The sequence below is a fragment of the Streptomyces sp. NPDC002467 genome, assembly GCF_042889825.1.
Lineage (GTDB): Bacteria > Actinomycetota > Actinomycetes > Streptomycetales > Streptomycetaceae > Streptomyces.
The window spans coordinates 15,217-35,960 of record NZ_JBIARJ010000010.1; the positions used below are offsets into that span (position 1 = coordinate 15,217).

Annotated in this window: 15 protein-coding genes; 6 read left to right on the forward strand and 9 right to left on the reverse strand. The window is 73.3% G+C overall.

What is annotated here, in order from left to right; translation table 11 throughout:
* Nucleotides 1–81 precede the first annotated feature (81 nt).
* Nucleotides 82–630 carry a hypothetical protein gene (locus tag ACFYYJ_RS21265; RefSeq protein ID WP_385129962.1) on the forward strand — a complete coding sequence of 183 codons (549 nt, stop codon included), beginning with the start codon at nucleotides 82–84 and terminating at the stop codon, nucleotides 628–630.
* Here ACFYYJ_RS21265 and ACFYYJ_RS21270 read toward each other — a convergent pair.
* Together ACFYYJ_RS21270 and ACFYYJ_RS21275 are read right to left on the reverse strand one after the other, a co-directional pair.
* Nucleotides 611–1,816 carry an SWIM zinc finger family protein gene (locus ACFYYJ_RS21270; protein WP_389134460.1) on the reverse strand — a complete coding sequence of 402 codons (1,206 nt, stop codon included), beginning with the start codon at nucleotides 1,814–1,816 and terminating at the stop codon, nucleotides 611–613. The two genes, ACFYYJ_RS21265 and ACFYYJ_RS21270, sit on opposite strands and share 20 nt — an antisense overlap.
* Complete coding sequence (locus ACFYYJ_RS21275) at nucleotides 1,813–4,641, reverse strand: SNF2-related protein (RefSeq protein WP_389134463.1); 2,829 nt, start codon at nucleotides 4,639–4,641, stop codon at nucleotides 1,813–1,815. Before ACFYYJ_RS21275 ends, ACFYYJ_RS21270 begins: the two co-directional genes overlap by 4 nt.
* Nucleotides 4,642–4,820: 179 nt before the next feature.
* On the opposite strand from ACFYYJ_RS21275, the gene ACFYYJ_RS21280 reads away from it, so the two are divergent.
* On the forward strand, nucleotides 4,821–5,087 hold the full coding sequence (locus tag ACFYYJ_RS21280; protein ID WP_385129968.1) for a DUF6343 family protein: 267 nt from the start codon (nucleotides 4,821–4,823) through the stop codon (nucleotides 5,085–5,087).
* A gap of 61 nt (nucleotides 5,088–5,148) precedes the next feature.
* On the opposite strand, the gene ACFYYJ_RS21285 is transcribed toward ACFYYJ_RS21280, so the two are convergent.
* The 4 genes from ACFYYJ_RS21285 to rpsA all read right to left on the reverse strand — a co-directional run bounded on the left by ACFYYJ_RS21285 (nucleotide 5,149) and on the right by rpsA (nucleotide 8,907).
* Complete coding sequence (locus ACFYYJ_RS21285) at nucleotides 5,149–5,532, reverse strand: tetratricopeptide repeat protein (protein WP_385129970.1); 384 nt, start codon at nucleotides 5,530–5,532, stop codon at nucleotides 5,149–5,151.
* A 91-nt stretch (nucleotides 5,533–5,623) separates the two neighbouring features.
* A complete protein-coding gene (gene coaE, locus ACFYYJ_RS21290) occupies nucleotides 5,624–6,229 on the reverse strand; it encodes a dephospho-CoA kinase (RefSeq protein ID WP_385129972.1) in 606 nt (201 codons plus the stop codon).
* Nucleotides 6,230–6,297: 68 nt separating this feature from the next.
* Entirely contained in the window at nucleotides 6,298–7,236 is a 939-nt protein-coding gene (locus tag ACFYYJ_RS21295; protein ID WP_385129974.1) for a PAC2 family protein, read from the reverse strand.
* 162 nt (nucleotides 7,237–7,398) lie between these two features.
* On the reverse strand, nucleotides 7,399–8,907 hold the full coding sequence (rpsA, locus tag ACFYYJ_RS21300) for a 30S ribosomal protein S1 (RefSeq protein ID WP_327413389.1): 1,509 nt from the start codon (nucleotides 8,905–8,907) through the stop codon (nucleotides 7,399–7,401).
* Nucleotides 8,908–9,303: 396 nt separating this feature from the next.
* Here rpsA and ACFYYJ_RS21305 point away from each other — a divergent pair, with 396 nt between their 5' ends.
* Together ACFYYJ_RS21305 and ACFYYJ_RS21310 are read left to right on the forward strand one after the other, a co-directional pair.
* A complete protein-coding gene (locus ACFYYJ_RS21305) occupies nucleotides 9,304–10,188 on the forward strand; it encodes a class I SAM-dependent methyltransferase (protein WP_385129975.1) in 885 nt (294 codons plus the stop codon).
* Nucleotides 10,189–10,192: 4 nt separating this feature from the next.
* Nucleotides 10,193–13,147 (forward strand): ATP-dependent RNA helicase, encoded by a 2,955-nt coding sequence (locus ACFYYJ_RS21310; protein ID WP_389134471.1) that lies wholly within the window; start codon nucleotides 10,193–10,195, stop codon nucleotides 13,145–13,147.
* On the opposite strand, the gene ACFYYJ_RS21315 is transcribed toward ACFYYJ_RS21310, so the two are convergent.
* Complete coding sequence (locus ACFYYJ_RS21315; protein ID WP_389134474.1) at nucleotides 13,137–14,117, reverse strand: DUF3068 domain-containing protein; 981 nt, start codon at nucleotides 14,115–14,117, stop codon at nucleotides 13,137–13,139. The genes ACFYYJ_RS21310 and ACFYYJ_RS21315 overlap by 11 nt on opposite strands.
* Before the next feature lie 15 nt (nucleotides 14,118–14,132).
* Complete coding sequence (locus tag ACFYYJ_RS21320; RefSeq protein ID WP_384590499.1) at nucleotides 14,133–14,273, reverse strand: SPW_0924 family protein; 141 nt, start codon at nucleotides 14,271–14,273, stop codon at nucleotides 14,133–14,135.
* Between the two features lie 207 nt (nucleotides 14,274–14,480).
* On the opposite strand from ACFYYJ_RS21320, the gene ACFYYJ_RS21325 reads away from it, so the two are divergent.
* The gene (locus ACFYYJ_RS21325; RefSeq protein ID WP_385128885.1) at nucleotides 14,481–15,365 is read left to right on the forward strand and encodes a DUF4184 family protein; all 885 of its coding nucleotides are present in this window, start codon (nucleotides 14,481–14,483) and stop codon (nucleotides 15,363–15,365) included.
* Between the two features lie 33 nt (nucleotides 15,366–15,398).
* Here ACFYYJ_RS21325 and polA read toward each other — a convergent pair whose 3' ends face one another.
* Complete coding sequence (gene polA / locus ACFYYJ_RS21330) at nucleotides 15,399–18,122, reverse strand: DNA polymerase I (protein ID WP_385128886.1); 2,724 nt, start codon at nucleotides 18,120–18,122, stop codon at nucleotides 15,399–15,401.
* 315 nt (nucleotides 18,123–18,437) lie between these two features.
* Between polA and ACFYYJ_RS21335 the strand changes: the two genes are divergently transcribed.
* A complete protein-coding gene (locus ACFYYJ_RS21335) occupies nucleotides 18,438–20,729 on the forward strand; it encodes an FdhF/YdeP family oxidoreductase (protein WP_389134478.1) in 2,292 nt (763 codons plus the stop codon).
* Nucleotides 20,730–20,744: the final 15 nt, after the last annotated feature.

The following is a 20,744-nucleotide window of genomic DNA, read 5'->3' on the forward strand; positions in this document are numbered from 1 at the left end:
CGGAGACAACGCTTCGAACCCATACGGGTTATAGAGCCAGTAGGCATTTCACTCCATCGTGTACTGGGTAGTGCCTACTTCATGACCGATCGCCCCGTGCTCCTCCTCGATGTGGACGGCCCGCTCAACCCGTTCCGCTCACTCAGCGCCGGCCTGCGCGGCTACACGACCCACCGGATGCGCCCGGACGTCTGGCTCGCCTACCGCGACCCCGACTCCCGCAAGGCCCGCCGCGGCGCCCGCGTACGTCTCCATCCCTCCCACGGGGCACGGCTGTTGGCCCTGCCCTTCGAACTCACCTGGGCCACCGCCTGGACGCACCAGGCCAACACGCTGATCGCACCGCACATCGGGCTGCCCGGTGATCTGCCCGTGGTCGAGTGGCCGGAACTCTTCGTGGACGACCCGGACGGCCTCTCCTGGAAGACCCGGGCCCTCGTCGACTGGGCGGCCGGGCGCCCCTTCGCCTGGGTCGACGACATGATCACCCCCCGCGACCGCGAGTGGGTCGCCGCCCACCACCCGGCCCCGGCCCTCCTCCTGCGCATCCACCCCCGCCACGGCCTGCGCGACCGCGACTTCACGACCCTGACCGACTGGGCGGCGGGGCTCAGCGCAGCAGCGCGGTGACCGGGTCCGGGGAGGGCGGGCCCATCGGCCACCAGTCCTCGCCCACGAGCCGGGACTCGTAGGGGTACCAGAGGGCGTCGCGACCGAGGCGGAGCTGGCGGTCGTCGCGGGTGAGGCGGTTGCGCTCGGGACGGAAGGAGCCCTGGTCCGCGGCGAGGAGGGCGGGGCGGGCGCGGTCGAAGGGGCCCGCCGGAGGGTCCCAGGGCTCTTCGAGGACGGCGAGGGCGGGGCGGCCGCCCTGGCGCCAGGCCGCGGCGGCCCGTGCGAGGTCGGTGGTGCTCCGGCCGGTGGCGCGGGCCAGGTCCCGGTAGAGGGCGCGGGCGGCCCCCGTGAGACCGGCCGTGGGGTGCGCGGAGGCCAGCCGGACGGCGTCCTGCCACAGGGTGAGCCCCTCGATCGGGTCCTCCCCGGTGGTGAGCAGGGCCAGGGCGCGGGCGGCCGCATCGGAGGCGAGCTGGTCCAGGGCGAGCGGGTCCGGGCCGCCGGGCTCGGCCGGGTAGGCGGGCGGGAGCCCCACGGCCGCGGGCGCGGCGAGCGGCGCCGGCAGCGGCGGCAGGCCGGTGCGCGCGAGTGCCTCCCGCGCCGGGACACCCGGGAAGTCCGGGGCGGAGTCGGGCTGTTCACGCGCGGCGTGGGCGGCGCTGCGGCGGCCGAGCTCGTCGAGCAGCTCCCGCTCGCCCCGGCCGCGCAGGAGCAGCAGCACGAACGGGTCCGCGTCGAGGAGGCGGGCCGCCCGGTAACAGAGCGCCGCCGCGTGCTTGCACGGCGGACGTCCGTGGTCCGGACAGGAACAGCGCGGCACGAGCTCGCCCACACCGGGCAGCACGGAATCCGCGAGCGACTGCGGCACCTCCCGCTCCAACAGCGCCGCGAGCGCCGCCGGGTCGGCCGCCACGGCCTCCAGGAGCTCCCTCCACCGCACGCCGTCGAGGGCGGGCAGGGACAGCTCGGTGCGGTACGGGCGGGCCCTGCCGCCCCGTACGTACGCCACGATCCTGCCGGGGGTGACGGTGACCGCCTCGACGTGGCCCTCCTCGGCGTACGTACGCCCCCGGGCCAGGCGGGCCGCGTCGGAGGAGGTCCCTTCGAGGGCCGACACCCAGGCCCTCCCCCACCAGCTGACGGCTTCCACCCCGGCGGGCACGGTCTCGAAGGTGCGACGGCGGTCGTCGCGCGCGGTGATCATTCCGGCCTCCGGAGGGACACGAGGTCGGCGAGCTCGCGGTCGGTCAGCTCGGTCAACGCCGCCTCGCCGGAACCGAGTACGGCATCGGCCAGCGCCCGCTTCGCCTCCAGCATCTCGGCGATCCGGTCCTCGACGGTGCCTTCGGCGATGATCCGGTGGACCTGCACGGGCTGGGTCTGGCCGATCCGGTAGGCACGGTCGGTGGCCTGCTCCTCCACCGCCGGGTTCCACCAGCGGTCGAAGTGGATGACGTGCCCGGCACGCGTGAGGTTCAACCCGGTGCCGGCCGCCTTGAGGGAGAGCAGGAAGACAGGGACCTCGCCCGCCTGGAACCGGTCCACCAGCTCCTCGCGGCGCGCCACCGGCGTCCCTCCGTGCAGCAGTTGGTGCGCGATCCCCCGGGCGGTCAGGTGCCGCTCGATGAGCCGGGCCATCGTCACGTACTGGGTGAACACCAGCACCGACCCGCCCTCGGCGAGGATCGTGTCCAGCAACTCGTCCAGCAGGGCGAGCTTTCCCGAGCGGTGCGGGATCCGGGGCTGCTCCTCCCGCAGGTACTGCGCGGGGTGGTTGCAGATCTGCTTGAGCGAGGCCAGCAACTTCATGATCATGCCGCGGCGTTCCATGCCCTCGCTCGCCCCGATCACGGCCATCGCCTCGTCCACCGCGGCCCGGTACAGCGAGACCTGTTCGCGGGTGAGCGAGACCGGATGGTCGGTCTCCGTCTTCGGCGGCAGCTCGGGGGCGATGCCCGGATCGGACTTCTTGCGGCGCAGCAGGAAGGGGCGCACCAGCGCCGCGAGCCGGGCGACCGCCGCCTCGTTCCCTCCGTCCTCCTCCTGCTGGTGCTCCACCGGCCGGGCGTGGCGGGCCCGGAAGGTGGTGAGCGGACCCAGCAGCCCCGGCGTCGTCCAGTCGAGCAGCGCCCACAGCTCGGACAGGTTGTTCTCCACCGGGGTGCCGGTCAGTGCCACCCGGGCCGGCGCCGGAACGGTGCGCAGCGCCTTCGCCGTCGCCGAATGCGGGTTCTTGACGTGCTGGGCCTCATCGGCGACGACCATGCCCCAGCTCTGCTCGGCCAGCAGCGGCGCGCTGGCGCGCATCGTCCCGTACGTGGTGAGCACGAACCCGCCCTCGGGCGCCGTCAGGTCGTCGAGGCTGCGACCTCCGCCGTGGAAGCGGCGCACGGGCGTGCCGGGGGCGAACTTCTCGATCTCCCGTTGCCAGTTGCCGAGCAGGGAGGCCGGGCACACCACGAGCGTCGGCTCGGGGCGACTGCGGTGCAGGTGCAGCGCGATCAGCGTGACGGTCTTGCCCAGGCCCATGTCGTCGGCGAGGCAACCGCCCAGCCCCAGGGAGGTCATCAGGTCCAGCCAGGCCAGGCCGCGCGCCTGGTAGTCGCGCAGGGTGGCCTTGAGCGCGGCGGGCTGCGGCAGCGGGGCCAACTCCCCCGTCAGCCGCTCCCGCAGGGCGGCCAGCGCCCCCACCGGGACGGCCTCCACCGGCTCCCCGTCGACCTCGGCCGTCCCCGTCAGCACGGTGGCCAGTGCGTCGACCGGGTCGAGCAGGCCGAGCTGCCGCTTGCGGGCCTTGCGCACCAGTTCCGGATCGACCCGCACCCACTGGTCCCTCAGGCGGACGACCGGCCGGTGCGCCTCGGCCAGCGCGTCCATCTCGCCCGGGGTCAGCCGGTCGCCGCCCAGCGCCAGTTCCCAGGAGAAGTCGAAGAGGTGGTCGGCGTCGAAGAAGGCGGTGCCGTCGGTCGCGGATCCCGGCGCCGTGGACCGTACGACGGCGGTCGCGGACAGCGTGCGAGCCAGTTCGCGCGGCCAGTGGACCAGGACCCCGGCGCCCGCCAGCCGGCCCGCGGCCACCCCGAGGAGGTCTTCGAGCTCCGGGTCGGACAGGGCGAGGGCATCGGGCACGGGCTGGTCGAGCAGGCGCAGCAGCGGCGGCCAGACGCGGGCGGCCCGGCGCAGCGCGAGCACGGCGTCGATCCGGGCGCGCGGTCCGAACCCGGCGGCCGCGGTGCCCGCCCACAACTGGGCGGCATCGGCGACCAGGGTCGGGTCGGCGAGGCTGTGCACCTGCACGACGGCGGCTCCCGCGCGGCGGGCGTCCCCTTCCGCCGCCTCGTCGAAGAGGGCGAAGGAGGACAGGTCGAGCCGGAGCGATATCCCGACGCCGGTGTCGGCCCCGGCCGCGACCTGCGCGGCCCATTCCGCCATCCCGGACACCTGCTGCGGCTCGCGGGCGGCGAACGGCCGGCCTGCGGCCACGGCCGCCGCCGGGGTGCGGGGCAGGCTGTCGGCGACGGCATCGAGGAAGGCGCGGACCAGCGCCTCGGGCTCGGGCAGCCGGAGCGGGCGGCTGCCCGCCAGCGGCGTCGCGTACCCCTCGTGCGGCAGCGCCGCGGCGACCGCGCGGAGGTGGTCGACATCGGTGGCGTCGAGCGGCCCGGCACGCCAGGCGTCGACGCCCTCGGGGGTGAGACCGGGCAGCAGACGGCCGCGCGCCGCCAGCGAGAGGGCCTGCACGGCGGCGGTGCCCCAGGCCCGCGTGGCGGGATGCGCGGCCCGGCTCCGGGCCGCCCGCGCCAGCAGCGGCAGGGCCGAGGCCACGGAGAAGATCACGGCGGGCACCGTCCGGGCGCGGACGCCGTCACCGTGCGGACGCACCACGGAGAGCGGTGTCGGCGTACCCCCCGCGGGCAGGGGGTCGCCGTCGGGTGCCCAGAAGGCGACCCGGCCCTCACGGGGGACGGCGGCGGGCAGGAAGACGGCGGCGTGCCGCAGCAGCGCCTGGTCGGACGTCTGCGACGCCATGCGTCCCCCTCCCCCGGTCGATTCGATGTCAGACGGAAACCCTCTGCCGTCGAGTCTAGGCAAGACCACTGACAACGCCTCTGACCTGCGGATCACCGAGGGAGGGCAGGCGCCGGGGAGGGCAGGCGCCGCACCCGCCGCGCCTCCGGTGGGACCATGGAACCGAGAGGCGATGAGCGATGGTCGTGCGTTCCGGAAACGAGCCGGTGACCGCCCGCAGTCCGCTGAGGCTGCGGTTCTGGCTGAGCGTGTGGGGGCTGGTCTGGAGCGCCGCCGGGGCGGCCGCCTTCTCGCTGGTCGGCCGTGTCGGGTGGGCGGCGGCCTGCGCGGTGGTCTTCGTACTGGCGGCGGTGGACATGATCGTCGTCGTCCGGCACATCCACCAGGGCCCGCACTACCAGCCGGGCCGGAACATCCCCCCGTACGAGCCGCCGCGCGGCCGCTGAGGCCCGGTCCTCGAAGCGGGGCTCGGCCTTCGAAGCGGGGCTCGGCCTTCGAAGCTGTGGCTCAGTCCTCGAAGCGGGCCGCTTCCAGGTACTCCGGCTGCGGGTCGAGCGCCGCCGCCAGCCGGAAGTGCTTGCGGGCCTGGTCGTGGCGGCCGGAGCGCTCATGGGTGCGGGCCAGCGCGAAGTGCGCGAAGGCGTTGTCCGGCTCCCGCTCCAGAACCAGCTCGAACTCCAGCTCCGCCGGCCGCAGTTGGGCCGCCGCGAAGAAGGCGCGGGCCCGCAGCAGTCGGGCCGCCGTGTTCTCCGGGTGGGCGGCTATGACCGAGTCGAGCAGCTTGACCGCGCCGCGCGGGTCGCGGGCGGCGAGCAGTTGCTCGGCGGCCCGGTAGTCGATGACGTGGGTCTCGGGGCTGGTGGGCGGCGTGGGGCGCGTGGACTCGGACACGGATGGATCCTTCCCTCTACGGGCGCGTTCAACGCCCCCGCCCCGACCGCTATTCCATGCACACGTCAGCCGGAGCGGTCCGCCGTGCTCCCTACGCGGTCGCCGACGCCCGCTCCGTGAGTTCCTCCCACACCTTGCGGACCTGCGGTTCGAGCGCCTCCAGCGGCCCGTCGTTGTCGATGACGAGGGTCGCCACCGCCAACCGCTGCTCGCGGGTGGCCTGCGCCGCCATCCGGGCCTTCGCCTCGGCTTCCGGCATCCCGCGCAGTGCGGTGAGCCGCGCCAGCTGGGTCCCCGGGGCCGCGTCCACCACGACCACCAGGTCGTAGAGCGGCGCCAGACCGTTCTCCGTGAGCAGGGGTACGTCGTGCACCACGATCGCGTCGGCCCCCGCGGCGGCCTCCAGCTCGGCCGACCGGGCCCCGACCAGCGGGTGCACGATCGCGTTCAGCGTCCGGAGCTTCTCCGGGTCCGCGAAGACCACGGAACCCAGCTTCGGCCGGTCCAGCGTGCCCTCCGGGGTCAGCACCGACTCCCCGAACGCCGCCACGACGGCCGCGAGTCCGGGCGTGCCCGGCTCCACGACCTCCCGTGCGATGCGGTCGGCGTCCACGACGACCGCCCCGTACCCCGCCAGCAGTCGAGAGACCTCGCTCTTGCCGGCACCGATTCCGCCCGTCAGGCCCACCTTCAGCATGCCCGCAGCCTAGCCCCCGCCCGTGCCGGGCCCACAGCCCCCTGCGCCACCGCCCCTCGGCGGCTCGCTCAGCCCTCGCCCTCGCGCTCGGCCAGGAACCGCTCGAACTCGCGGCCGATCTCGTCCGCCGACGGGATCTCGGCCGGTTCGGCGATCATGTTGCCCCTGGTCTCGGCGCCCGCGGCCGCGTCGTACTGGTGCTCCAGCCCCTGCACCAGGTTGACGAGCTCCTCGTCGCCCTCGCGGATCTGCCGGTCGATCTCCGTCTGCGTACGGTGCGCCTCGGTCCGCAGCGCGTGCGCGACCGCCGGCAGGACCAGCCCGGTCGCCGCCGTGATCGCCTCCAGCGCGGTCAGCGCCGCGTCCGGATACGAGGAACGGGCCACGTAGTGCGGTACGTGCGCGGCGACGCCCAGCACGTCGTGCCCGGCCTGCGCCAGCCGGAACTCGACGAGCGACTCCGCGCTGCCCGGGACCTGCGCCTCGTCGAACGGGCTGCGGTGGCCCGGCATGAGGTCGGTCCGGTTGCCGTGCGGGGTGATGCCCACGGGACGGGTGTGCGGGACGCCCATCGGGATGCCGTGGAAGTTGACCGAGAGCCGCACGCCGAGGCGCTCGACGATCTGCCGGACGGCGACGGCGAAACGCTCCCACTCCACGTCCGGCTCCGGGCCGGAGAGCAGCAGGAACGGGGCGCCGGTGGCGTCCTGGACGAGCCGGACCTCCAGCCGGGGCTCCTCGAACTCGGTCCAGTGGTCGCGCTTGAAGGTCAGCAGCGGGCGGCGGGCCCGGTAGTCCACCAGCCGGTCCGCGTCGAAGCGGGCCACCACCTGGTGGGGCAGGGTGTCCAGGAGCCGCTCGACGATCTGCTCGCCGGTCTCACCCGCGTCGATGTACCCCTCGAAGTGGTACAGCATGACCAGCCCGGCCGAGTCCTGGGCGAGCGCCAGGTCGGCCACCGCCAGGCCCTTGGCGTCCCATTCGTACAACCCCTGTGGATCAAGCACCGTCACCACTCCTCCCTCGCTGCGTTCTCTGGAAAGAACGCCCAAGAGGGCCCCGCCATTCCCCAGTTGGCAACGAAGTGAGGCCCGCCCCCCGAAGGGGACGGGCCTCACATTCAACTCAACCAGCTCGGCTCACGCCCGGAGGCGTGGTGCGCGCTGCGATCAGCTCTGGCCGCCGGCCAGCTTCTCGCGGAGCGCGGCCAGGGCCTCGTCCGACGCCAGGGCGCCGGAGGTCTCGTCCGACTCCGAGGAGTACGAACCACCCGAGATGCCCGCACCGGCGTTGCCACCGGCGGCCGGGGCGGCAGCGCCCTCGGCGGCAGCGGCCTCGTCGGCCTCGCGGCTCTTGATGACCTGGGCCTGGTGCTGCTCGAAGCGCTGCTGCGCCTCGGCGTACTGGGTCTCCCAGGCCTCGCGCTGCTTCTCGTAGCCCTCGAGCCAGTCGTTGGTCTCGGGGTCGAAGCCCTCGGGGTAGATGTAGTTGCCCTGGTCGTCGTAGGACGCGGCCATGCCGTACAGGGTCGGGTCGAACTCGACCGACGCCGGGTCGGCACCGAAGGACTCGTTGGCCTGCTTCAGCGACAGCGAGATCCGGCGACGCTCGAGGTCGATGTCGATGACCTTGACGAAGATCTCGTCGTTGACCTGGACGACCTGCTCCGGGATCTCCACGTGGCGCTCGGCCAGCTCGGAGATGTGGACCAGACCCTCGATGCCCTCGTCCACGCGGACGAACGCACCGAACGGAACCAGCTTGGTGACCTTACCCGGGACGACCTGACCGATCTGGTGGGTCCGGGCGAACTGCTGCCACGGGTCTTCCTGCGTCGCCTTCAGCGACAGGGAGACGCGCTCGCGGTCCATGTCGACGTCGAGGACCTCGACGGTGACTTCCTGGCCGACCTCGACAACCTCGGACGGGTGGTCGATGTGCTTCCAGGACAGCTCGGAGACGTGGACGAGACCGTCGACGCCACCCAGGTCCACGAAGGCACCGAAGTTGACGATCGAGGAAACGACGCCGGAGCGGACCTGACCCTTCTGCAGGGTGGTGAGGAACGTCTGGCGAACCTCGGACTGGGTCTGCTCGAGCCAGGCGCGGCGGGACAGGACCACGTTGTTGCGGTTCTTGTCCAGCTCGATGATCTTCGCCTCGAGCTCCTTGCCCACGTAGGGCTGGAGGTCGCGGACGCGGCGCATCTCGACGAGAGAGGCCGGGAGGAAGCCGCGGAGGCCGATGTCGAGGATGAGACCACCCTTGACGACCTCGATGACGGTACCGGTGACGATGCCGTCTTCTTCCTTGATCTTCTCGATCGTGCCCCAGGCGCGCTCGTACTGGGCGCGCTTCTTGGACAGGATCAGACGGCCTTCCTTGTCCTCCTTCTGGAGAACCAGGGCCTCGATCTCGTCGCCGACCTTGACGACCTCGTTCGGGTCGACGTCGTGCTTGATCGAGAGCTCACGGCTCGGGATCACGCCTTCGGTCTTGTAACCGATGTCGAGCAGGACCTCGTCCCGGTCGACCTTCACGATGACGCCGTCGACGATGTCGCCGTCGTTGAAGTACTTGATCGTCTCGTCGATCGCGGCGAGGAAGGCTTCCTCGTTACCGATGTCGTTGACCGCTACCTGCGGGGTGGTAGAGGTGGTCTCGGTGCTGCTCGTCATGTGGGAAAGGGCTCCGGTTACGGACAGAAAGTCGTAGGTACTGCTACGCCGGGAGCCCTTATCGGCATCTGCCGATGAAGCCGGACAGCCAAGGAAGCCCCTGATCCGCAAGAAGCGGGGAGGGCCTCGAAAACCGAGGGGACATCAACAGATACAAGCGCAGCCTGCTAGGTCTGAGGAGCACAGGCTCGCAGCGCAACTTGTAGCATACGGGGGCTGCCGGACAGGGTCAATGCGCGAAGGCGCACACCCCCGGCGGAAGGCCGCATATCCGGCACAATTCGTTTGCCGGGAGGGCGTGATGACTCTCCCGACACGTTTGCAGCAGCCGGCCGGCGACGTCCGCCTCATACCACGGACGACCACCGACATCCGCACACTACGACGACGGGCCCCATGAACCAAGAGGACTACGCCCCCGAAGACGCGTACGAGGCCGATCCGGGCTCCGCCGACGACGAAGCGGAAGGCTTCCTCGACGACGCCGAGGCCACGCGCCGTGAGGCCGACGAAGCGGAGAGCAGCCGGGCCAGCCGGGGCTGGTGGGACCGCAACGCGGACGAGTACCAGAGCGACCACGGCGCCTTCCTCGGCGACGACCGCTTCGTGTGGGGGCCGGAGGGCCTGGACGAGGCGGACGCCGCCCTCCTCGGCCCCGCCGCCTCCCTCAAGGGCAAGGACGTCCTGGAGATCGGCGCCGGCGCCGCCCAGTGCTCGCGCTGGCTCGCCGCCCAGGGCGCCCGCCCGGTGGCACTGGACCTCTCCCACCGCCAGCTCCAGCACGCCCTGCGCATCGGCGGCAGTGATGTGCCGGCGGCCCGGCTCGTGGAGGCCGACGCCGGAAACCTGCCCTTCCGCGACGGCTCCTTCGACCTCGCCTGCTCCGCGTACGGGGCCGTCCCCTTCGTCGCCGACCCCGTGAACGTCATGCGCGAGGTCCACCGCGTGCTGCGCCCCGGCGGCCGCTGGGTCTTCTCCGTCACCCATCCCATCCGCTGGGCCTTCCCCGACGAGCCGGGGCCCGAGGGGCTGTCCGTCGCCGCCTCCTACTTCGACCGGACCCCGTACGTCGAGCAGGACGAGCAGGGCCGCGCCGTGTACGTGGAGCACCACCGCACCCTCGGCGACCGGGTCCGCGACGTGGTCGCGGGCGGTTTCCGCCTCCTCGACCTGGTCGAGCCCGAGTGGCCCGCGTGGAACAGCCAGGAGTGGGGCGGCTGGTCCCCGCTGCGCGGGAACCTGATCCCCGGTACGGCGATCTTCGTGTGCGAGAGGATCTGACCCGTTGAACGGCCCGCTCCCCCGGCTGCGCCGGTCCGCGCTCGACTCCCTTCCCGTACGGGAGGCCGTGCCCGCGCTCGCCTCCGCCCTGGACGGGCACGGCGCGGCCGTGCTCTGCGCCCCGCCCGGCACCGGCAAGACCACGCTGGTGCCGCTGGTGCTGGCCGGTCTCGCCGGCGACGGGCCGCGGCGGCGGGTCGTGGTCGCCGAGCCCCGACGGATCGCCGCCCGGGCGGCGGCCCGGCGGATGGCGTGGCTGCTGGGCGAGTCCGTCGGCGGGTCCGTGGGCTTCACGGTGCGCGGGGAGCGGGTCGTGGGCCGCGACACCGTCGTGGAGGTGGTCACCACCGGTGTGCTGCTCCAGCGGCTCCAGCGGGACCAGGAGCTGGCCGGCGTGGACGTGGTGGTGCTGGACGAGTGCCACGAGCGGCACCTGGACGCCGACACCGTCGCCGCGTTCCTCGTCGACGTACGGGAGACCCTGCGGCCGGAGCTGCGGCTCGTGGCGGCGTCGGCGACGACGGACGCGGCCGGGTGGGCGCGCGTGCTGGGCGGTGCGCCCGTGGTGGAGGCGGCCGGCGTCTCGTACCCGGTGGAGACCGTGTGGGCGCCGCCGGCCCGGCCGGTGCGGCCGCCGCACGGGATGCGGGTGGATCCGGCGCTGCTGACGCACGTGGCGTCGGTGGTGCGGCGGGCGCTGGCGGAGCGCTCCGGGGACCTGCTGTGCTTCCTGCCCGGAGTCGGGGAGATCTCCCGGGTCGCCGGTCTGCTGGGCGGGGTGGACGCGGAGGTGCTCCAGCTCCACGGCCGGGCCCCGGCGGCCGTGCAGGAGGCGGCGCTGACCGCCTCGGAGCGCCGCCGGGTGATCCTCTCCACGGCGGTGGCGGAGTCGAGCCTGACCGTCCCCGGGGTGCGGGTGGTCGTGGACTGCGGGCTGGCCCGCGAGCCCCGCGTGGACCATGCGCGGGGGCTGGGTGCGCTGGCGACCGTACGGGCTTCGCGCGCGGCGGGCCGCCAGCGGGCCGGGCGGGCGGGGCGTGAGGCTCCGGGCGCGGTGTACCGGTGCTGGGCCGAGGCGGAGGACGGGCGGCTGCCGGCTTTCCCCTCCCCGGAGATACGGATCGCGGACCTGGCGCAGTTCGCCTTGCAGGCGGCGTGCTGGGGTGACCCGGACGCCGCGGGGCTGGCGCTGCCGGACCCGCCGCCGGCCGGGGCGATGGCGGCCGCGCGGGAGGTGCTGGTGGCGGTCGGCGCGGTGGACGGTGCGGGGCGGCCGACCGCGCGGGGGCTGCGGATGGCGCGGCTCGGGCTGCACCCGCGGCTGGCGCGTGCACTGCTGGACGGCGCCGAGGCCGTGGGGGCACGGCGGGCGGCGGAGATGGTGGCGCTGCTGAGCGAGGAGCCGCCGCGGGAGTACGGGGACGACCTGGTGGGCGCGTGGCGGGCGGCCCGGCGGGGCGGCGACGGCTACGCCCCGCGCTGGCGCGCGGAGGCCCGCCGCCTGGAGCGCGCGGTGCTCGACCCGGCGGGCCCCTCGTCCCCCGCAGCCCCGCCCGCGGAGCCCCAGGCCCCGGCGCGGCCCTTCGTGCCCGAGACCCCGGGCGCCGACCCAACACGGCCCGCCGTGCCCGGGGCCCCGGCCGCCGGTCTTGCCGACGCCGCCGCGCCGGGGGCCCCGGACCCGGGCCCGGGCCCGGACCCGGGCCCTGCGGGGCTCTCCCCCACCCCGCCCCTTCCCGAAACTGCGGGCTCCGCCCCCAGGCCCCCGTCCCGGGGCTCCGCCCCGGACCCGGCGGGGGCTCCGCCCCCGAACCCCCGTGCCTCAAACGCCGGCGAGGCTGGAGTTGCCACCGGCCGGACCGGATCTGCCCTGCGGGCGGACCAGCCGCACCGGACGCGCGGCAGCGGGCACGATCCAGCCCCTCCGGCGTTTGAGGAGCGGGGTGCGGGGCGGAGCCCCGGCAGCGGCGCTGCAGCCGACGACCTCGCCGCCGGGCTCGTCGTCGCCCTCGCGTTCCCCGAGCGGGTGGCCCGGGCCAGGAACGAGACGGCCTTCCTCATGGCCAACGGCACCGCCGCCGAGGTCACGGAGGGATCCGCGCTGCGCAAGACGCCCTGGCTGGCCGTGGCCGTCGCCGACAGGCCCCCGCACGCCGCCTCCGCGCGGATCCGGCTCGCGGCCGTCGTCGACGAGGCCACCGCCCGGGCCGCGGCCGCGCATCTGCTGACCGAGGGCGAGGAGGTCCGGTGGGAGGACGGGGACCTCGTCGCCCGGTCCGCCGAGCGGCTCGGGGCGATCGAGCTGGCCGTGCGCCCACTGCGCGAGCCGGACCCGGCGCTCGTGCGGGCCGCCCTGCTCGACGGCCTCCGCGCCGAGGGGCTCGGGCTGCTGCGCTGGTCCGCGGACGCGCACGCGCTCCGAGCCCGGCTGGCCTTCCTGCACCGCACGCTCGGCGGCGACTGGCCCGACGTGGAGGACGACGCAGCCCTGTCGGAGCGGGCCGACGACTGGCTGGAGCCCGAGCTGTCCCGCGCCCGGCGCCGCGCCGACCTGGGGCGGATCGACGCCGGGCAGGCCCTGAACCGGCTGCTGCCCTGGGCCACCGGCGAGGCCGCCCGTCTCGACGAGTTGGCTCCGGAGCGGCTGGAGGTGCCCAGCGGGTCCCGGATCCGGGTGGACTACGCGGCCGAGCACGGGCAGCCGGTGCTCGCGGTGAAGCTCCAGGAGCTGTTCGGGCTGGCCGAGACCCCGAAGGTGGCCGGCGTGCCGGTGCTCGTGCACCTGCTGTCGCCCGCCGGGCGCCCCGCCGCCGTCACCGCCGACCTCGCCTCCTTCTGGCAGGGCGGCTACAGGGCCGTACGCGCCGAGTTGCGCGGCCGCTACCCCAAGCACCCCTGGCCGGAGGACCCGGCGACCGCCGAGCCCACCCGCCACACCAACTCCCGACTCAGGCGCTGAGCCCGGGCGCCGGGTCCCGGAGCCGCCGGCCGCGGGCCTCCAGCCACAGTGCGAGGCCGAGCAGCACGAGCCCGCCGGCCGCCAGCCCGATCGGCGCGTACGTGTGCAGTGCGAGGACCTTCGTACGGTTGGCGCTCACCAGGTCGAGCGTGTACTGGGCGTAGTCCTCGCGCATGGTCACGTGCCCGGCGAAGGCGGTGAGCTTGCCGTCGGGGCCACTGGCGGCGATGCCGCCGCGCATCTCCTGCTGGATGTCCTGCTCGGCGTTGACCGGCGCCCCGGTGACCGGGTCCACCCAGAACCGGGCCTTGACCGTGTACCAGAGGGTGGTGCCGGTGGCGGCCTCGATCGTGGAGGGGTCGATGCCCTCGATCGGCATCTTCTTGGGCATGGGGACCTTGGTCCACGGGACGGTCTGCTCGAAGAGGTAGACCTCCATGCCCCGGTAGGTGCGGGGGCCGACGTAGTGCATGGGCGACGAGGTGCGGGTCTGCGCGTCGAAGTACAGGTAGTCGCGCGGCTCGGTGAAGAACGGCCACTTGAACTCGATGCCCTCGCGCTTGACCGGGTCCCCGTCGACCATCTCGCCGGTGGCGTGCACCGGGGCCTGGGTGTGCGCGTCGAAGATGTAGCGCTCGGGGATCTGGGAGACCATCTTCCCGTCCGGCCCGATGATGTAGGACAGCGTGTCCCAGACGACCACGTCCTTGCCCGCGCCGGCCTCGATCTCCTTCGAGGCCTCGACGTTGCCCTTGAGGGTCTGGACGATGGTGACCTTGTCGACCTTCTTCGGCTGCATCCCGCCCGTGTAGTCGAGCAGGGTCGCGTCCTTCGCCTCCAGGACCATCTCCTGGTACTGCTCCGGCGGGATCTTGGCGAGCCGCGGGTACGCGTACCAGCGCAGCAGCGGCGCGAGGGCCGCGAAGAAGACCGCCAGGGCCAACAGGACAAGGCTCGCTCTGCGTCGCACGGCCGGGCCCTCCTCTTACTTTCCGGGCGCGGCGGGCGCGGTGGTGAGCAGGGGCTTGGGTGAGGTCTTTCCTTCGGGCGCCCCGAACGCCGTGACGGCGAGGACGAGGAGCACCGCGAGGACGAGCCCGCTGGCGGCGGCGATGACTGCGCGCATGCCGGGCCTCCGGAATCTGATAGGGCGTCAGGGCGGAGGCACCGTAGCAACGCGGGCGCGAGATGAGAACCGTCCGACCGGACGGGCCGCGAATGTGACGCGGCCCATGGCGCTCCCGGGAGCCCGCCGGGCCCCGTACGCGTCCTTCCCGGTGTCACGGACGGGTCACCGCATACTGGCCGGGCACACGAACCGAGGAGACGCGCCATGCCGTTCACCCTGAGCCACGCGGCCGCCGTGCTGCCGGCCGTCCGCCGGACCGGGCGTGCGCGCGGTCCCCTCGTCGGCTCCGCTCTGGTCCTCGGATCCTTCGCCCCGGACACCTTCTACTTCGCGGCCACCATCGTCGCGAGCGTCAAGCCGTACGGGGTCTTCGCGCACTCGCTGCCCGGGATCGTGACGGTCGACGCCGTGCTCACCGTCGTCCTCGCGGCATGCTGGCTGCTGTTGCGCGAACCGCTGCTGGCGCTGCTGCCCCGCGCCCGGCGCGGCCAGGTCCACGCCTTCGTACGGGGCGAGGACTGGCGCGGCCGTCAACTCCCCTCGCTGGCGCTGTGGTTCTACCTCTCGGCGGTCATCGGCTCCTGCACGCACGTGGTGTGGGACAGCTTCACGCACCTCGACCGGTGGGGCACCAACGCGCTGGACCTGGGCAGGCCCCTCGCCTTCGGCTTCCCCCTCTACCTGTACCTGCAGTACGGGGGTTCGGCGGTCGCGGCCTGCGTCCTGCTGTGGTTCACGGCGACCGCGCTGCGCCGGCTGCCGGCCTCCCCCCAACCGCCTTCCGTCCCCGTGCTCGGCCGGGCCGAACTGTGGGGCGCGCTCGCGCTGGTCCTCGGGTGCACGGCCGTCGGGATCACGATGCGCGTGCTGCGGTTCTTCACCTTCTTCGACGCGATCCACACCCCGCTCGACATCATCCCCACGATCTGCTTCGGCGCGGGCGGCGGCCTCACCGTGGGCCTGCTCCTGTACGGGACCCTCGTACGGCTGCGCCACCGCCCGGTCCGGGACCGGTCCGACTCGGGCTCGGGCTCGGGCTCGGGCTCGGGCTCGGACGAGGAAACGCGAACGCCCGTCCCCACCGCGTGAGCGGGGACGGGCGCCCGGCGGACCGTACGACGATCAGTGCGCGGCGGACTCCCAGTCGGAGCCGACGCCCACGGACACGTCCAGCGGCGCCCGGAGCTCGACGGCGGCGCCCATCTCGCGGCGCACCAGCTCCTCCACCCGCTCCCGCTCGCCCGGGGCGATCTCCAGCACGATTTCGTCGTGGACCTGGAGCAGCATCCGCGACGACAGACCCGCCTCGACGATCGCCTGGTCCACGCGCAGCATCGCGACCTTGACGATGTCGGCGGCGGTGCCCTGGATCGGGGCGTTGAGCGCCATCCGCTCGGCGGCCTCACGGCGCTGGCGGTTGTCGCTGTTGAGGTCCGGCAGGTACCGGCGACGACCGAAGATCGTGGCCGTGTACCCGGTGGCGCGGGCCTCGTCGACCACGCGCTGGAGGTACTCGCGGACCCCGCCGAACCGCTCGAAGAAGGTCTCCATCAGACCGCGCGCCTCGGCGGGCTCGATGTTCAGCTGCTGCGCGAGACCGAACGCGGACAGTCCGTACGCGAGACCGTAGGACATCGCCTTGATCTTGCGGCGCATCTCGGCGTCGACCTGCGAGCGCTCCACGCCGAACACCTGGGAGGCGACGGTGGTGTGCAGGTCCTCACCGGAGGCGAACGCCTCGATCAGGCCCTCGTCCTCGGAGAGGTGGGCCATCACGCGCAGCTCGATCTGGCTGTAGTCGGCGGTCATGAGGGTCTCGAAGCCCTCGCCGACGACGAAGCCGCGGCGGATCGCCCGGCCTTCGTCGGTGCGCACCGGCACGTTCTGCAGGTTCGGGTCCGTGGACGACAGCCGGCCGGTCGCGGCGACGGTCTGGCTGAAGCTCGTGTGCACCCGGCCGTCGGCGGCGATCGTCTTGACCAGGCCCTCGACGGTGACGCGCAGCTTGGCCTGCTCCCGGTGCCGCAGCATGATCACGGGCAGTTCGTGGTCGGTCTGCGTGGCCAGCCAGGCCAGCGCGTCCGCGTCCGTGGTGTAGCCGGTCTTGGTCTTCTTGGTCTTCGGCAGGTCCAGCTCGCCGAAGAACACCTCCTGGAGCTGCTTGGGCGAGCCGAGGTTGAACTCGTGGCCCACCGCCGCGTGCGCCTCCTTCACGGCCTGCTGCACGGCGCCCGCGAACTGCTGCTCCATGGCCTCCAGGTGATCGCGGTCGGCGGCGATGCCGGCCCGCTCCATCCGGGCCAGCAGCTCGGAGGTCGGCAGCTCCATGTCGTGGAGCAGCCCCGCCGCGCCGACCTCGTCGAGCTTGTCGGTGAAGGCGTCGCCGAGGTCCAGGACCGCGCGGGCCTGCGCCATCAGCGCCTCCGCCTCGGCCGTGTCGTCGGCGCCGAAGGCCAGCTGCCCGTCGGCGGCGGCCGGCGCCAGCTCACGGTGCAGGTACTCGTTGGACAGCACGTCCAGCGCGAAGGACCGGCGGCCCGGCTTGACCAGGTACGCGGCGAGCGCGGTGTCCATGGTGACGCCGTCCAGCGACCAGCCGTGCTCGGGGAACACCCGCATCAGGCCCTTGGCGTTGTGCACGACCTTCGGCTTCGCCGCGTCGGCTGCCCAGGCCGCGAACGCCCGCTCGTCCGCCTCGTCCAGCCCGGACGGCTCGAACCAGGCGGCCGCGCCCCCGGCCGCGGCCAGCGCGATCTCGCTGACGTTGCCCTGGCCCAGCGCCCAGCTGTCGACGGTGGCCACGCCGAGCGGCCCGCCCGCGTGCGCCTCCAGCCACGGGGCCAGCTCGCCCGTGCCCAGCACGGAGGCGTCGAGCTCCACGCCCGCGGCCGCCGGAGCCGGGGCCTGCTCCTCCTCCGCGCCCGGGTCCACCGCGAGCAGCCGCTCGCGCAGCGAGGCGTTGCGGATCTCCAGCACGTCCAGCACACCGGTCACCGCGGACCGGTCGTAGGGCGCGCGGGCCAGGTCGGCCGGCGTCTTGGGCAGCTCGACGTCCTTGACCATCTCGGTCAGGACCCGGTTCAGCTTGACGGCCTCCAGGTGGTCCCGGAAGTTCTGCCCGGCCTTGCCCTTGACCTCCTCCGCGCGCTCCACGAGCTCCGCGAACGACCCGAACTGGGTGATCCACTTGGCGGCGGTCTTCTCGCCGACGCCCGGGATGCCCGGCAGGTTGTCGGACGGGTCACCGCGCAGCGCCGCGAAGTCCGGGTACTGCTGCGGGGTGAGGCCGTACTTCTCCTCGACCTTCTCCGGCGTGAACCGGGTCAGCTCGGAGACGCCCTTGGTCGGGTACAGCACGGTGGTGTGCTCGGAGACGAGCTGGAAGGAGTCCCGGTCGCCGGTGACGATCAGCACGTCGAAGCCGAGGGCCTCCGCCTGCGTCGCCAGCGTCGCGATCACGTCGTCGGCCTCGAAGCCGTCGACCGCGAACCGCGGCACCTTCATCGCGTCGAGGAGCTCGCCGATCAGCTCGACCTGCCCCTTGAACTCGTCCGGCGTCTTGGAACGGTTCGCCTTGTACTCGGGGAACTCCGTCGAGCGCCACGTCTTGCGGGACACGTCGAACGCCACCGCGAAGTGCGTGGGCGCCTCGTCGCGCAGCGTGTTCGCCAGCATCGACGCGAAGCCGTAGATGGCGTTGGTCGGCTGCCCCGTCGCGGTCGTGAAGTTCTCCGCGGGCAGCGCGAAGAACGCCCGGTACGCCAGGGAGTGCCCGTCCATGAGCATCAGGCGGGGGCGGTCCGCTGCGGTCGTCTGGTCGGTCTTCTTCGATGCTGAATCTGCCACGCCCCCGATCCTAGGGCGCCGCGCTGACAATTCCGGCGCCGGAGGTCAGCCCTTTGGCGCACGCGGGACCGGACGCCGGGCCGGACGCGGGCAGGACGCAGGCCGGACACCGGGCCGGAGACAGGCAGGACGCAGGCCGGACGCCGCCCCGTGCCACCCGCCCCCCGAGGCGCATCCGTCCCACCGGCCGCCCCCGGCGCGTGCGCCCCGACCCGAAGGCACCCCGGTCCGCCCTCCCGCCTCCCCCGCGGCCGTGAAAGGATCCGCGTGCGGCAAAACATGCTGCACTCGTACGTACGCTCGAAGGGGAGCGACATGGCCACCAAGCCGCCCGCAGGTGATCCCGTACAGGACGCGCCGCAGGTCGCGCCCCCCAAGCACGCCGCCGCCGGCCTGCCCGCCATCGGGCACACGCTGAAGATCGCGCAGCAGCAGATGGGCCTGACCCGCACCGCCCGCACCCTGCTCAAGGTCAACCAGAAGGACGGCTTCGACTGCCCCGGCTGCGCCTGGCCCGAGGGCGACAAGCGCCACACCGCCGAATTCTGCGAGAACGGCGCCAAGGCCGTCGCCGAGGAAGCCACTCTGCGGCGCGTCACCCCCGCCTTCTTCGCCGCGCACCCCCTCCCGGACCTCGCCACCCGCTCCGGGTACTGGCTCGGCCAGCAGGGCCGCATCACCGAACCGATGTACCTCGCCGAGGGCTCCGACCGGTACGAGGCCGTCACCTGGGAACGGGCCTTCGCGATCATCGCGGAGGAGCTGACCGCCCTCGACTCCCCCGACGAGGCCCTCTTCTACACCTCGGGCCGCACCAGCAACGAGGCCGCGTTCCTCTTCCAGCTCTTCGCCCGCGAGTTCGGCACCAACAACCTGCCCGACTGCTCCAACATGTGCCACGAGTCCTCGGGCTCCGCGCTGACGGAGACCATAGGGATCGGCAAGGGCAGCGTCTCCCTCGAAGACCTCCACCAGGCCGAGCTGATCATCGTCGCCGGGCAGAACCCGGGCACCAACCACCCGCGCATGCTCTCCGCCCTGGAGAAGGCCAAGCAGGCCGGCGCGAAGATCATCTCGGTGAACCCGCTGCCCGAAGCCGGCACCGAGCGGTTCAAGAACCCGCAGAACCCCCTCGGCATGCTCAAGGGCACCGCCCTGAGCGACCTCTTCCTCCAGATCCGCATCGGCGGCGACCAGGCCCTCTTCCGCCTCCTCAACAAGCTCGTCATCGAGACCGAGGGCGCCACCGACGAGACCTTCATCCGCGAGCACACCCACGGCTACGAGGAACTCGTCGCCGCCGCCGCGGACGCGGACTGGGCCGAGACCCTCACCGCCACCGGCCTGACCCGCCCCGAGATCGAACGCGCCCTGGCCATGATCCTGGCCTCGAAGCGCACCATCGTCTGCTGGGCCATGGGCCTCACCCAGCACAAGCACGGCGTCGCCACCATCCGCGAGGTCGTCAACCTCCTCCTCCTGCGCGGCGACATCGGCCGACCCGGCGCCGGCGTCTGCCCCGTCCGCGGCCACTCCAACGTCCAGGGCGACCGCACCATGGGCATCTTCGAACGCCCCGCCCCCGCCTTCCTCGACGCCCTCGACCTCGAATTCGGCATCACCTCGCCGCGCGGACACGGCTACGACGTCGTCCGCTCCATCCAGGCACTGCGCGACGGCCGGGCCAAGGTCCTCTTCGCCATGGGCGGCAACTTCGTCGGCGCCACCCCCGACACCGACGTCACCGAAGCCGCGATCCGCCGCGCCTCCCTGACCGTGCACGTCTCCACCAAGCTCAACCGCTCCCACGCCGTCACCGGCAGGCGCGCCCTGATCCTGCCCACCCTCGGCCGCACCGACAAGGACGTCCAGGCGAGCGGCAAGCAGTTCGTCACCGTCGAGGACTCCATGGGCATGGTCCACGCCTCCCGCGGCAACCTCGCCCCCGCGAGCCCCCACCTGCTCTCCGAGCCCGCGATCGTGGCCCGCATGGCCCGCGCCGTCCTCGGCGACACCTCCAGGACCCCGTGGGAGGAGTTCGAGGAGGACTACGCCTCCATCCGCGACCGGATCGCCCGCGTCATCGCCGGCTTCGAGGACTTCAACACCCGCATCGCCCACCCCGGCGGCTTCCGGCTCCCCCACGCCCCCCGCGACGAACGCCGCTTCCCCACCAAGACCGGCAAGGCCAACTTCACCGCCGCACCCGTCGAATACCCCCGCGTCCCCCAGGGCCGACTGCTCCTGCAGACCCTGCGCAGCCACGACCAGTACAACACCACCATCTACGGCCTCGACGACCGCTACCGCGGCATCACCGGCGGCCGCCGCGTCGTCATGGTCCACCCCGCCGACGCCGCCGAACTCGGACTCGCCGACGGCTCCTACACCGACCTCGTCGGCGAATGGAAGGACGGCGTCGAACGGCGCGCACCCGGCTTCCGCGTCGTGCACTACCCCACCGCCCGCGGCTGCGCCGCCGCCTACTACCCCGAGACGAACGTACTGGTCCCCCTCGACTCCACCGCGGACACCAGCAACACCCCCGCGAGCAAGTCCGTCGTCATCCGCTTCGAACCGGCCGAACCCGCCCCGGACCGGGCCTGATAGAACGACCCCAGG